This is a genomic window from Neobacillus mesonae, from assembly GCF_001636315.1.
GTDB lineage: Bacteria > Bacillota > Bacilli > Bacillales > Cytobacillaceae > Neobacillus > Neobacillus mesonae.
This window is the reverse complement of sequence record NZ_KV440949.1, coordinates 4,464,733-4,477,410: the sequence shown is the minus strand read 5'-3', so window position 1 is coordinate 4,477,410 and position 12,678 is coordinate 4,464,733. Positions and strand designations below refer to the sequence as shown.

General features: G+C 39.3%; 16 protein-coding genes. All 16 read right to left on the bottom strand.

Annotated features, from left to right (window positions below; genetic code table 11):
* Positions 1-74: 74 nt before the first annotated feature.
* The 16 genes from A6749_RS21055 to murB all read right to left on the bottom strand — a co-directional run bounded on the left by A6749_RS21055 (position 75) and on the right by murB (position 12,663).
* The gene (locus tag A6749_RS21055) at positions 75-848 is read right to left on the bottom strand and encodes a YlmH family RNA-binding protein (protein WP_066395829.1); all 774 of its coding nucleotides are present in this window, start codon (positions 846-848) and stop codon (positions 75-77) included.
* Positions 849-871: 23 nt separating this feature from the next.
* The gene (locus A6749_RS21050; protein WP_066395827.1) at positions 872-1,135 is read right to left on the bottom strand and encodes a YggT family protein; all 264 of its coding nucleotides are present in this window, start codon (positions 1,133-1,135) and stop codon (positions 872-874) included.
* Between the two features lie 6 nt (positions 1,136-1,141).
* The gene (locus A6749_RS21045) at positions 1,142-1,591 is read right to left on the bottom strand and encodes a cell division protein SepF (RefSeq protein WP_066395814.1); all 450 of its coding nucleotides are present in this window, start codon (positions 1,589-1,591) and stop codon (positions 1,142-1,144) included.
* An 11-nt stretch (positions 1,592-1,602) separates the two neighbouring features.
* Complete coding sequence (locus A6749_RS21040; RefSeq protein WP_066395806.1) at positions 1,603-2,280, bottom strand: YggS family pyridoxal phosphate-dependent enzyme; 678 nt, start codon at positions 2,278-2,280, stop codon at positions 1,603-1,605.
* Positions 2,277-3,107 (bottom strand): peptidoglycan editing factor PgeF, encoded by an 831-nt coding sequence (gene pgeF / locus A6749_RS21035; RefSeq protein WP_066395802.1) that lies wholly within the window; start codon positions 3,105-3,107, stop codon positions 2,277-2,279. Before pgeF ends, A6749_RS21040 begins: the two co-directional genes overlap by 4 nt.
* Positions 3,108-3,161: 54 nt before the next feature.
* Positions 3,162-3,425 (bottom strand): YlmC/YmxH family sporulation protein, encoded by a 264-nt coding sequence (locus tag A6749_RS21030; protein ID WP_066395793.1) that lies wholly within the window; start codon positions 3,423-3,425, stop codon positions 3,162-3,164.
* Positions 3,426-3,514: 89 nt separating this feature from the next.
* Positions 3,515-4,294 (bottom strand): RNA polymerase sporulation sigma factor SigG, encoded by a 780-nt coding sequence (gene sigG / locus A6749_RS21025; protein ID WP_066395791.1) that lies wholly within the window; start codon positions 4,292-4,294, stop codon positions 3,515-3,517.
* A 159-nt stretch (positions 4,295-4,453) separates the two neighbouring features.
* Positions 4,454-5,173: an RNA polymerase sporulation sigma factor SigE gene (gene sigE / locus A6749_RS21020; protein ID WP_066395788.1), complete on the bottom strand. Its 720-nt coding sequence runs from the start codon at positions 5,171-5,173 to the stop codon at positions 4,454-4,456.
* Between the two features lie 44 nt (positions 5,174-5,217).
* Entirely contained in the window at positions 5,218-6,156 is a 939-nt protein-coding gene (spoIIGA, locus tag A6749_RS21015; protein ID WP_066395785.1) for a sigma-E processing peptidase SpoIIGA, read from the bottom strand.
* Between the two features lie 233 nt (positions 6,157-6,389).
* Positions 6,390-7,538, bottom strand: coding sequence for a cell division protein FtsZ (gene ftsZ, locus A6749_RS21010; protein ID WP_066395782.1), 1,149 nt, complete (start codon positions 7,536-7,538; stop codon positions 6,390-6,392).
* Positions 7,539-7,579: 41 nt separating this feature from the next.
* Positions 7,580-8,872 carry a cell division protein FtsA gene (gene ftsA / locus A6749_RS21005; RefSeq protein WP_066395774.1) on the bottom strand — a complete coding sequence of 431 codons (1,293 nt, stop codon included), beginning with the start codon at positions 8,870-8,872 and terminating at the stop codon, positions 7,580-7,582.
* 123 nt (positions 8,873-8,995) lie between these two features.
* Positions 8,996-9,358 carry a small basic family protein gene (locus A6749_RS21000; protein WP_066395772.1) on the bottom strand — a complete coding sequence of 121 codons (363 nt, stop codon included), beginning with the start codon at positions 9,356-9,358 and terminating at the stop codon, positions 8,996-8,998.
* Positions 9,358-10,089 (bottom strand): DUF881 domain-containing protein, encoded by a 732-nt coding sequence (locus A6749_RS20995; RefSeq protein ID WP_066395770.1) that lies wholly within the window; start codon positions 10,087-10,089, stop codon positions 9,358-9,360. Before A6749_RS20995 ends, A6749_RS21000 begins: the two co-directional genes overlap by 1 nt.
* A 6-nt stretch (positions 10,090-10,095) precedes the next feature.
* Positions 10,096-10,791 carry a DUF881 domain-containing protein gene (locus tag A6749_RS20990; RefSeq protein ID WP_066395768.1) on the bottom strand — a complete coding sequence of 232 codons (696 nt, stop codon included), beginning with the start codon at positions 10,789-10,791 and terminating at the stop codon, positions 10,096-10,098.
* Complete coding sequence (locus A6749_RS20985) at positions 10,792-11,562, bottom strand: cell division protein FtsQ/DivIB (protein WP_066395764.1); 771 nt, start codon at positions 11,560-11,562, stop codon at positions 10,792-10,794.
* Positions 11,563-11,754: 192 nt separating this feature from the next.
* On the bottom strand, positions 11,755-12,663 hold the full coding sequence (murB, locus tag A6749_RS20980; RefSeq protein ID WP_066395761.1) for a UDP-N-acetylmuramate dehydrogenase: 909 nt from the start codon (positions 12,661-12,663) through the stop codon (positions 11,755-11,757).
* Positions 12,664-12,678 lie beyond the last annotated feature (15 nt).

The window sequence follows — 12,678 nt, the reverse complement described above, 5'->3', positions numbered from 1 at the left end:
TGCCACCTCCAACAATCTCATATGTATTAGGTAATATTCGACAAGGTTTTCAAAATTCCTTCAAAAAATCGAATTTATTTTTGCTTTCCGACAACAATTCGCCACTTATCTTTTTTGGTTTTTCCCTCAATCTGAAGAATTTTCACTCTTCCACAACCGCGCACAGAAATTATGTCACCTTCGTCACACTGAAACGAAGAATTTTCTATTGCCGACCAATTTACTTTTATAACTCCCTGTTGAATATACGTTAATGATTTTTGCCTAGAAACATGGAATACACTAGAAATAACAGTATCTAGGCGTAAAGAAGATACTGTTACATTCATTTCTTCCCACTGTTCCTTTTGGATGGCGGCATCATTAAGCGGTTTCTCAGAAAGCTTTACCCCTGCCCTGCCAATCGAGTCCATATGGTTTTTAATATAATTATTAACCTCTTTTGCAGCAAAAAATTGAATTTGTTCCCCGCTGAGGAGAATGTCGCCAAACTTTCCCCGTTTTAATCCTAACGACATAAGTGTTCCTAGTACCTGCCGATGTTCAATGGTAACAAACTTTTTCGGATAATGGATTTCAAAAAGACTCACCTGAAAATCCTCATCACTTGGTGTTAGATAGTCAGGATATAAAAGCGCCCGTTTTCTTTCCCCGTCTGAAGTACCGCCAAAAAGGGAACATTTAACATCGCCATTCTCACCAATAATGGTTTTTAAAATGTGCTGTTCCCGCGGGTCAAGGAAATCAGTCAGCTTAGGAGTATATTGCTGCTCGACATAGTCCTTCCAATCCAGCACTTGGTCAATATACTCCCGTTCTTCAGGGCGGAAATGCTGATAAATATTCATGTATACCACAACCTATGGAATGATTAACTAATTAAATGGTAGACGCTAAATAAGCCTCTTTGGGCAAAATTCAACACAAGAAACGCAACAATTGGTGAAATATCAATCATGCCGATAGGCGGGATAATTCTTCTAAATGGTTCTAAATATGGTTCACATATTCTAGATAAAAACCTTCCGATAGAAGTTTCCCGGGCATTCGGAAACCAGGACATTAAGATGTAAATAATTAAGGCCCAAGAATAAATTTCAATTATCTTTTGTAAAAAATAAAAAACTAGGTACATCTTTGTTTACCACCTCGCTTTATGTAAATCTTGTTCAGGAAATAAATCAGATATATTTCCTGAGACTTCAACATTATCCGGAGCACATAAAAAAATACTTACGCCAATCTTTTGCATGTCCCCGCCGAGTGTATACACAACCCCGCTTAAAAAGTCCAAAATCTGTCTTCCCTGTACTTGATCAATCCGCTGCAAATTAACGACCACGGCCCGCCGATTTTTTAAATGGTCAGCGATTTCTGTCGCTTCAGCATAGGTTGCAGGTTCCGCAAGAATCACTTTTGAGGCCTTTTGTGCGTTTGACATTTTTGGAACACTATGAAGATTGACGACGTTTTGTGTATTTATTGGCTGTTTCTGTGGTTTCTTAGTCTCGGCTCGCTCTTCCAAACCTTCGCTTTCAACATATTCATCATCTAAAAAGAAAAATGTTTTCAATTTTGATTTAATCGTCATTTTTTTCTCCCCTACTCTTCTTCACCTACAAGCGCCGTGCCAACCCTTATCATTGTTGCACCTTCTTCAATGGCGATTGAAAAGTCGTTGGACATTCCCATCGAAAGTTCAGTACATGGGGCAAAATCGAGATTTAGCGCCTGGACTTGCCCGCGAAGCTTGTTAAGTTTACGGAAACAATCCCTTAGGACCTGCTCATCATCTATAAAAGGCGCCATTGTCATTAAGCCTTCAACACTAATATTCTCAAATGGATGGAGTGCTTCAATAAACGGAATGACGTCTTCAGGAGCTAAACCGTGTTTGGATTCTTCGGCAGAAACATTCACCTGGACCAGGCATTTGATCTTTCGGCTGGCTCGTTTGTTAATTTCTTTTGCCAAAGAAAGCCTGTCTAACGAGTGAATATACTCTACAATATCGATGATGTTTTTGACTTTTCTTGATTGTAATGTACCGATATAATGCCAAACAGGCTTGTCCCCGAGAGCCTCCCATTTATTTAGCAGCCCTTCATCACGGTTTTCACCTAGATCTTTAATTCCTGCCTCTAACGCCTCATAAGCCCGTTCAATACTAACATATTTCGTAACGGCAATTAATGTAATTTCATCAGGTTTACGATTTGCAATCTGACAAGCTTGATTGATTTGCTGTCGAATTAATTCAAGTTTCGCTGCTACTTTCATGAATGATTTGATAACTCCTTCCAACCAATAAAACTTAACATCCTTCCAGTTCTCCCCTGATCGCGCCGGTGGGAAAAAAATAATTCCCGGTTGCAGCTGGTACAGAAACCAGACACCATAATTTGCCCTTCCGGAACTCCTGCCGCAATAAGAAGCATGCGGTTTAATTCCCGTAAATCTAATGAAAATTGTCCATCACTAACTAAATTATATGGTTTTCTATCGACATCTTCTAGTATATTTTCGATTAATTTAACGACACGATTATCTACAATATAACAATTTTCGCAAATAGAGGGCCCAATTACAACATGAATATCTTTTGCTTCAATACCTTCGTCTTCCCAGGCTACGACCATTCGCCTGGCAATTTGCCCAACGCTGCCTTTCCAGCCTGCATGTGCCGTGCCAATCATTCTAGATTTAGGGGCTATAAAAAATAATGGGACACAGTCGGCATAACAAAGAGTTAGGAGAACCCCATCTTCATTCGTATAAAACCCATCAGTGCCTTTAAACGACTGATCATATGAATCCGAGCCTTTCCCGCGATCCTCCTGCCCCACTTTCTTCAGAACTATATCATGTATTTGCTCAGCACCGACCCAGTAGTTCAATGAAAAATCCAGCTGTCGTGCGACTTCTTTTCGATTAACACAAACATCAGTTACTTCATCCCCGACATGAAAGCCTAAATTCAATGTTTCAAAATTCCCTTTGCTCACACCGCCGCTTTTCGTAGTGATGCCGGCTACAAGCCCGGGAAACTGATCCATCCAGCTTTCAATTGCCAAATAAGATTGATTGTTTCTTACAAAGGGTTCCATTCTTCTACCTCTTTTGTTTTCTATAGTTTACCATGAAAGGAAAACTCATTTCTACTATCCTTCATCAGATAGTTTTTCTTCGAACCCCTTATATCTTACCAAAATCACATCCTGGCCGATTTTGATTATGTTTTTCCAAGAGATGACGATTTCTTCCTCTTTGCCAAAAAAGCCAAGCATCCTTCCGCTTCCGGAAATGACGACCGCTTCAATTCTTCCTGTGGTTAGGTTAATCTCAATATCACCAATATTTCCAAGCCGTCTGCCGTCCGATACATTAACTACATCTTTAATTTGAAATTCCGAAATTTTCACCACTTTCACCACTCCCATCTTCCATACTATAACTAAATATATGATGGGGTTTCGGAATATATCATTGAAAAAAGCTGCCCCTAAGGCAGCTTTTAGCTTTGAATATTTTTATTCATTTGTCTAATTGCCGCTTTTTCCAATCGTGAAACCTGGGCCTGAGAAATGCCGATTTCATCAGCAACCTCCATTTGGGTTTTTCCTTGGAAAAATCGTTTTCGTAAAATTAATTTTTCACGTTCATTTAATCTGCGCATTCCTTCTTTTAATGCGATTTCCTCAATCCAATGAATGTCCTTATTTCTTTCATCACTTAATTGGTCCATTACATAAATTGGATCGCCGCCGTCATTGTAAATGGGCTCGAAAAGAGAAACAGGATCTTGAATCGCATCTAAAGCAAAGACAATTTCCTCATGCGGTACTTCCAAAACCTTGGCAATCTCTTCGGCAGTCGGTTCCCGTGATGTTTCACTCATCAATCTTTCTCTTACCTGCAGTGCTTTATAGGCTATATCACGCAAACTCCGGGAAACGCGAATAGGGTTATTATCACGTAAGTAGCGCCGTATTTCACCAATAATCATTGGAACAGCATAAGTGGAAAACTTGACGTTTTGACCTAAATCGAAATTATCAATTGATTTCATCAGTCCGATACAGCCAACCTGAAATAGGTCATCAACAAATTCACCTCGGTTATTAAACCTTTGAATAACGCTTAATACGAGACGTAAATTACCGTTGACCAGCTTTTCCCGGGCAGTTATATCGCCCTCTTGCATTTGCTTGAAGAGTACTCTCATTTCTTCGTTTTTTAATACTGGAAGTTTTGATGTGTCTACACCGCAAATTTCAACTTTATTTCGAGTCAATTCTGTTCCCTCCTCAGGAGCTGCTGTACAAAAAACAGTATCTCCTTGGAAAGGAAAAATATGCACCTGTCCCATGGCAAGGATAGGTGCATACACTTCAAAAATACCGATGAAATCATGACATAATAAGGGTTTTATAGTGGAAAAATTTTTCTTTTTTTACACCATTTTATTAAATTCTTTACGTAAGCGTTTGATGATTCTTTTTTCAAGCCTTGATATATAGGATTGGGAAATTCCAAGCATATCCGCGACGTCTTTTTGTGTCTTTTCTTCCCCGTTTGTGAGACCAAAGCGGAGTTCCATGATTTGCTTTTCCCGGTCAGTCAGCTGATGTAAAGCTTTTGATAGGAGTTTCCTGTCAACATTGGCTTCTAGGTCCTTGGTAATAATATCATCATCGGTCCCCAATACATCTGACAACAATAGTTCATTTCCATCCCAATCAATGTTTAACGGTTCATCAAAGGAAACCTCTGAGCGGATTTTATTATTTCTTCGTAAATACATTAGTATTTCATTCTCAATACACCTGGATGCGTATGTAGCAAGTTTGATTTTCTTTTCCGGATTAAAGGTGTTAACGGCCTTAATTAAGCCAATCGTTCCAATACTAATGAGGTCCTCGATATTAATGCCGGTATTTTCGAATTTACGGGCAATATAAACAACTAAACGAAGGTTCCGTTCAATTAGGATGGACCTTGCTGCCTTATCACCGTCCGGCAGTTTTTTTAATAATATCTCCTCTTCGTCCTTACTTAAAGGAGGCGGCAGTGCTTCGCTTCCACCTATGTAAAAGACTTCATCTGTTTTCAGACCTAATTTAATTAATAATTTGTACCAATAGTAGGATAAGCGAATTTTCCACTTTATCATGAGTGCTCCCCCTTCTAAATTGTGAATTCTCGAGTATAGTATTATTAACTTACTTTCTCGTTTTTTGTCTCCTGCCTTGGTCCTGTCAGCATTTTCGGATGAACAATACATTGGAAGGTGTCGTCTTTCGAAAGCTGCTGCATGGTAAAAGCAATTAAACCTTTTGCGCTCACATATTCATCTCCATTATGTTCGATTATTATATTATCTGGTCTAATCGCGGCAATCAGCTGGTGCTCTTGTCCCACTACAGTATATGGAATGATCCGCAGTCGTCCCTGCCATTCTCCTGGAAGTTCATCACTGCCCATTAAAATAGAATCAGGCTCAAAAGCTATTTTTTTAATTGGTTCCGGAAATGCCTCCATCTGATTTTTAATTGAAACAAACATAACAGGAAGCCTTGATAATGGGTCATAAAGCTGATTGCCGCTATCAACAAGCCCCTTAAAGATAAATTTTTCATTTTCAATTTCAACACGCACTTGAACAATTTGTTCAAATTGAATTTTAGTCATTTCCATGCTTTCAATATTCTTTCTTGAAAAATGCCAGGCAATCGGAAAGCCAATCAGAACAAACAACCAGCTAATTGGATCACCAAACCCTTTCACACTGGAGTAAAGGAGCTGTTCAGTTAGTTTTGCATCATATTGTGAAAAATAGTGGGCGCCAATTAATGCTCCGCCTATTAAAAATGTCGAAACATATAAAGTCATTAAAGCTTTCAAAAAAAATGACAAGCGTTTATAACCAAAGGTAACCAGCACCATCATGATGGAACAAAACAATTTAGCCACGGGATGGTTAGAATAAACATTTAACGGTGTAAACGATAATAAAATAATTAACGACCCGATAATACCGCCAGCTGCTAACCTCCAAAAGCGAATTTTTCTTTTAAGAAAAATAGCTGTTAAATAAAGAAGGAGGCTATCAAATAATAAATTCAGCATCCAGATTATATCTAAATATACAACCACCAAGCTTCCCCCTTTATTTACCTCCCAACAAGGGCTGCCCGCTTTTCTATTGTCCATTGGCATTTCTACTATTCTGTTTATGGAAAAGTATAACCTACTTCTAGGCTTGAAGTGTGTCACTTTCTGTAACCAAAACAGCGAAAATTTCCACTATTACCAACGGAATTTGTCAAATAAAAATAGAAAAAGCATGGGCTCTAAATGAGACCATGCCATTATTAGTTCAAAGTATTTTATCTTCTGCGATTTCGATTTCGTAGGAAAGTCGGGATGTCCAGTGTCTCTTCTTGAGGTGTGTGGCTATTTGGACTATTGTTCGTACGAACCGGTTCCTCACGCACCTCTTCGCGTTTTTGCTCCCGTTTTACGGGGGTCACCTGCGGCTTAGCTTGTCCGAAGGTTGGACGTGCTGGTTTTGGCTGAAGAACTTCCTCATTAAAGCCAGTAGCAATGACCGTTACAATAATTTCATCCTTCAGATCCTCATTAATCACTGAGCCAAAAATCATATTTACTTCCTGGTCGGAAGCCGAAGCAACAATATCAGCAGCTTCCTGAACCTCATAAAGGCTCAAATTCGTGCCGCCGGAAATATTCATCAGTACACCTTGTGCCCCATCAATTGAGGTTTCCAGTAATGGCGAGCTAATCGCTTTTTTAGCTGCCTCTGCTGCCCGGTTTTCACCGGTTGCCATACCTATTCCCATTAATGCTGAGCCTTTATTGGACATAATTGTTTTCACATCGGCGAAGTCCAGATTAATTAAGCCTGGAACTGCAATTAAATCGGAAATACCTTGAACCCCTTGGCGGAGAACGTTGTCAGCTTCACGGAATGCTTCAAGCATAGGAGTGCTCTTATCAACAATTTCAAGAAGACGGTCATTTGGAATGACGATCAGCGTATCCACCGCTTCTTTCATTGCGCCAATACCACCGGAAGCTTGATTTGCCCGTTTTCTTCCTTCAAATGTAAATGGACGTGTTACCACACCAACAGTTAAAGCCCCTAAATTGCGGGCGATTTGAGCAATTACCGGTGCCGCACCTGTTCCAGTGCCGCCGCCCATTCCAGCGGTAACGAAGACCATATCGGCGCCGCGCAGCGCTTCCTCAATTTGCTCCTTACTCTCTTCTGCTGCCTTTTTACCGACCTCCGGGTTAGCACCGGCCCCAAGACCACGTGTAATCTTCGAACCAATCTGCATTCTTACTTCCGCTTTCGAAAGGTTTAATGCCTGCGCATCGGTATTGACGGCGATAAATTCTACACCTTGAACACCGTGTTCAATCATTCGATTTACCGCATTATTGCCGCCGCCGCCAACACCAATTACTTTTATCGTTGCAAGAGAATCTAAATTTGTATCAAATTCCAACATGAAAAATCCTCCTAATTCGTCGATATTCCTTTTCGCTCATCTTATTCGAAAAAGTAACCAAGGAATTTTTTTACTTTTGATGACATTTTTTCTTCCGGATGTTTTTCTACTTTAGCTTTTGGTTGTTGTTTTGGTATTTTCTTTTCGGCCGGTTCAGAAACAGCAGCCTGAGAACTGGCAGTACTGCCTGGTAATCTAGCATTCTTGTATGCATACTTAATTAAACCAACCGCAGTTGTATATTGAGGTTCTCTTACACCGATATAGTCTGGTCTGGCAATGCGGACCGGATTTTTAAACATATCCTGGGCTAGTTCCAATACACCTTGCATATTGGCAGTTCCACCTGTTAATACAAACCCTCCCGGCAGCTCTGTTACGCCTAATCGTTTTAATTCTTTAGCAACCAGTTCAAATACTTCTTCCATTCTGGCTTCAATGATTTCCGAAACATAAAGCTGATTAAATTGTTGATGCTGATCACTGCCTATAATTGGAACACTGAAAAACTCATCTTCCGAAGCATGATCATAGAAGGCATGTCCATATTTCACTTTAATGTTTTCGGCATCCTCCGTTGATGTGTGCAATACCTTTGAAAGATCATTTGTAAGCAAGTCCCCTCCAACCGGAATGACACTTGTCGCTTTTAAATACCCTTCTTCAAATACAGCAATCGTTGTTGACCCTCCGCCAATATCAATCAGGGCAACACCAAGATTTTTTTCATCCCGTGAGAGTGCATAGTCCCCTGCCGCAAGCGGCTGAAGAATGATGTCTGAGAAGTTTAGCCCGGCACGCTCAACACAGCGGATAATATTAGCAAGGATGGAATTAGAACCGGTCACAAGCGTCCCATCCATTTCCAAACGAACTCCAATCATCCCGCGCGGGTCGTTGATTTCATCTTTTCCATCTAAAATGAATTGTCTTTGAATAACCCCCATATTAACTCTCTCAGGGGGGATGGAGCCAGCGTATGCAGCTTCAATCACACGTGTTACATCTTCGTTAGTTATTTCACGATTTTGCCCGGAAACGGCAACAATCCCATGGCATGGCTGGAGTAAGATACTGTGTCCAGGAATCCCGACCACCACTTCATTAATCTCTAAGCCTACCATTCTTTCTGCCTGCTCAATTGCACGTTTAATGGAATGAACGGTGTCGTCCATATCGACAATCGATCCTTTTCGCAAGCCCTCAGATTTAACATTCCCGACACCAATTATATTTAATGAGCCTTTTCCTGAGTCATTGACCATTTCACCAATGATTACCTTTACACTGGATGTACCGATGTCAAGACTAACATATATTTCATTGCTGTTCATTCTCTGGCACCTCCTTAATATTTCCTTTCAGTCGAACAACAATTCCTTTAGTTAAATGAAAGTTCTTATATTCATATCTTATAAAATTATTCGTCACAACTGAATGATTCCCTTTAAAAATTTTCAACTTTTTTCTAATTTTTCTTTGTTCGTTGTCCATTTCGTCAATAATATTCTGCGTATTACGGCAATATTTTGGAACAGCCTGACACCAAATGCAAATACAGCTGCTAAATACAAGTCTACACCAAGATGTACACCGAGAAAAGCTAAACTTGCAGCTAGTATTATATTAAAAAAGAAACCTGAAACAAAGACCTTTTCATCATATATATTTTGTAAATAGGCCCTGATTCCACCAAATAATGTATCTAATGCTGCCAATACAGCTATCGACAAATAATTGGAATATTCTTCAGGGATTCTAATCTCCGTTAACAATCCAAGAATGACTCCGATAATCAACCCAATAAACGGCAGCCACATTAGGAACCACTTCCTTCTTTTACCGGCTCCAAATACTGGATCCTTATTGGATTACTATAAGCAGGAACGGTAATATTCGGGTTTGGCTTTTTGATATTTAACCGTAAGCTTTCAATAAAAAATTCATCTCTTGCTTTTGATACATTCATCCGATTATAAATCTTTTCGGCAGTACCTTGGTCAGCTGTAACCACTTTCACTTCCACCGGTAATTTCTTTATGGAGTGACCGTCAATTTTTGTTTCCCCGTTAATGTCTCTAATCACGGTTGTATTGATAATTCTTTGCCCGTCAATTGAAACATATTCCGCTTCATACATATTCAATTCATTTAATAACCTTTGCAGCAAATCTGGAGAGATAACATTCGCCAACGGTTTGCCCAGTTTAATATCTTCCATAACCGGCTCAATCATTATGGTAATTCCAGGCCCGGTTATTTCCGTTAAACCAGCTTCACTCTTTAATTCATCCAAAGTTTCCCGCAATGCCTGCTCCTTGCTTTGCTTTCGTTTTGATTCATAAGCTGCTAGTTTTTCTTCAGTTGATCGAATCTGAGTTACCAAATTGCTTTGCAGTTCCTTTTCTTTTAAAAGAGCAGCGCGCAGCTCCCAGATATCTCTTGTATCACGGTCAACCGGTTTTTTTATTGTTTGAAATTGGACGGCAATCATAAAACCAATGACTGTCGCAATTATTGTAAAACTAAGATTCACCTTTTTCTTGTCCACTATAGATTAACCACCTAAAATTGGATCAAAAATAATATTATCTGCTTTCTCCAATTTAAAAATAATATTATCATTTACAAGCTGATCCTTTACCCCGCCTGTTAAGTTTAAAGATGAAGAAAGCACGTCTGGATCACCAATTGCCGTAATCACAAATGGTGCCGGGTATGGCACCCCATCAACTGTAATAACCGGTCCATTACAAACAATGTAAGAATGGCTTGTCAGTCTTTGACCATTAATGGCAACGGCCGCAGCCCCCGATATGTAAAGTTCAGTAATTACCTTAAAAACATGATGTTCATGAACCAAATAGTTGTTAACATTATCTTCCTTCGGATTATATGCCCCATCCGAAAGTGTCACCTTAACTCCATTACCTTTTACCTTTACTCTCCCTGTGAACAACCGATACTTTTCAGTATCCTCTGCTAAGTTGGAAAAAACTTGAGCTTCTTTCGCAAGGTCTTTTTCATTTTTTTGAACCTTATCCTGTTTTTGTTTTAACTCTAATTGAAGTTTCCTGTTTGTTTCCTCTTGTTCTATCAATTGATTTCGTAATGCCAGGGTTTGTTCATATTGTTTATCTGAAAGCTTAGGCTTCTCATTCTCAATTTGTGTCAAATGATAGGAAAAAGCAATAATAAATCCAAGAACAAGGCTGACAAGGGACAAAATAAGATGGTTACCCTTTACCTTCATCTATTCACCCTCTTTTCCCTCCGCTTCTTCAAAGGCCTTGAAATATGAACCAACTTCTAAATCGATAATTCCTTTTTTATTGGGATCTAGTTGGCTTATGATGGATGGATAATGTATCATTTTTTGCGAAAAACTTCTTAACGTCGCACTAACCTCAAAGCCATCATTCATAAATAAGGAAATATGATAAGGGTCTGTTTTTGTTGGAGTATAATGGATTTCGGAAATTGAATTAATAATTTCCGCAGGAAGAGTTTCTAAGCTTTTAATCAATTCAATAAGGGCTGGCCCTTCTTTAAATTCAAATAGAATCGGAGAATTAACCGGTATGATTTGAGATTTTTTGTTATTTAATAGCTTACCATTATCCATTACCGGAATATAATCTTGCTCCTTTTTCAAATAAGCAATTCTTTTAAATTCCTTGACTGTAATCACAATGGTGTTCGGCCAATGAACCATAACCTCAGCACTTTTTACCTCCGACAATTTCTCGATGTCTCGAGCAATCTTCTTTTGGTTCACTTTCCAAATATTCGAATGATTTGTCAGACTGCTTTTCCGTATAATTTCTTTATTTGTATAAACTTCATTGCCTTTCACCATGATTGTTTTGACATGGCTTAAGGGTGATTGTGTATAAGCAATGGCCGCAATCATGATAAAAAACAATACCAACAAGATTACAAGCCGTCTATTCGCTTTTCGGCGCCTTTGCTCCTTTAATTTGGGTATGCGGTCTTCAAGTGCAACAATTTTCCCGTTTTCCATAAAAATTCCTCCACCTTACAAGTGGTACACAAAAATCAATTCAATAGCTTGTCCATATTTATAGAAGCCGGTCATAAAAAGAGAAAACAACGGCACGATGAATCATGCCGTCATGCCTTTTCTCTGGATAATAACCGATAATATTATCAGTTATTATAACACAAAATTTGTACATTTTGTGCCTATTTCTTCTTACCTTCTGCCAATAATTTCAACCTCAGTTTCCATTTTGATTTGGTATAAACTGTAGATTGTATCCTTGACATGCTCGATAAGAGCCAGCACGTCACCTGCGGTTGCATTTCCAGCATTAACGATGAAATTCCCGTGCATTTGGGAAATTTCAGCTCCGCCGATTTTGTAGCCTTTTAAACCGGCTATCTCAACTAACTTGCCGGCATAGTTTGGCAGCGGGTTACGGAAAATACTTCCTGCACATGGAAAGTTCCATGGCTGCGTAACTTTACGATAATCTTTATTTTTTTGCATTAAAGCAACAATTTCAGTACGTTCGCCTTCAGTCAATTGAAACACTGCCTCAACTACAATACCCGGGCGTTTTTTCTGCAGAATGGAAGTTCGGTATGAGAACTCCATTTCTTCATTGGTAAGCCATTCCATAGATCCATCATTAAATAATATATGGGCCCTTGTTAAAATGTTACTAATATCTGACCCATGCGCCCCAGCATTCATGTAGACTGCCCCGCCGACAGACCCGGGGATGCCGCTGGCAAACTCCAGTCCTGAAAGTCCTTTGCGGCTGATCAAAGTTGATAAGCTAACAAGCGAGTGACCTCCGCCTGCTATGATTTCAGTCCCATTTATTTCTAAATGGTCTAAACCTTGGCCAAGTTTAATTACAACACCTTCAATTCCTTTATCAGAAACCAACAGGTTAGAGCCACGGCCAATTGCCCGCCAATTTAAATTGTGTTTTTCAACAACAGTCATTACCTTTTTTAGATTATCAACTGATGATGGTTCAATAAACAGATCGGCAGGCCCGCCAATTTTAATTGTCGTGTGGTTTGCAAGCGGTTCATCACGCTTTACTTTCCCGACATTTAAAGCTTCTAACTCCTTTATAATTTCATTCATAAATATCACCCTTAC

Excerpts from the sequence above, each read along its gene's own strand:
- A6749_RS21000 (WP_066395772.1), bottom strand. The coding sequence starts at position 9,358 with ATGTGGCTGCCGTTTATTGGGTTGATTATCGGAGTCATTCTTGGATTG.
- pgeF (WP_066395802.1), bottom strand. The coding sequence starts at position 3,107 with ATGGAACCCTTTGTAAGAAACAATCAATCTTATTTGGCAATTGAAAGC.
- A6749_RS21050 (WP_066395827.1), bottom strand. The coding sequence starts at position 1,135 with ATGTACCTAGTTTTTTATTTTTTACAAAAGATAATTGAAATTTATTCT.
- A6749_RS21045 (WP_066395814.1), bottom strand. The coding sequence starts at position 1,591 with ATGACGATTAAATCAAAATTGAAAACATTTTTCTTTTTAGATGATGAA.
- A6749_RS20990 (WP_066395768.1), bottom strand. The coding sequence starts at position 10,791 with ATGAAGGTAAAGGGTAACCATCTTATTTTGTCCCTTGTCAGCCTTGTT.
- murB (WP_066395761.1), bottom strand. The coding sequence starts at position 12,663 with ATGAATGAAATTATAAAGGAGTTAGAAGCTTTAAATGTCGGGAAAGTA.
- A6749_RS20985 (WP_066395764.1), bottom strand. The coding sequence starts at position 11,562 with ATGGAAAACGGGAAAATTGTTGCACTTGAAGACCGCATACCCAAATTA.
- A6749_RS21040 (WP_066395806.1), bottom strand. The coding sequence starts at position 2,280 with ATGAAAGTAGCAGCGAAACTTGAATTAATTCGACAGCAAATCAATCAA.
- A6749_RS21055 (WP_066395829.1), bottom strand. The coding sequence starts at position 848 with ATGAATATTTATCAGCATTTCCGCCCTGAAGAACGGGAGTATATTGAC.
- ftsZ (WP_066395782.1), bottom strand. The coding sequence starts at position 7,538 with ATGTTGGAATTTGATACAAATTTAGATTCTCTTGCAACGATAAAAGTA.
- sigE (WP_066395788.1), bottom strand. The coding sequence starts at position 5,173 with ATGATAAAGTGGAAAATTCGCTTATCCTACTATTGGTACAAATTATTA.
- ftsA (WP_066395774.1), bottom strand. The coding sequence starts at position 8,872 with ATGAACAGCAATGAAATATATGTTAGTCTTGACATCGGTACATCCAGT.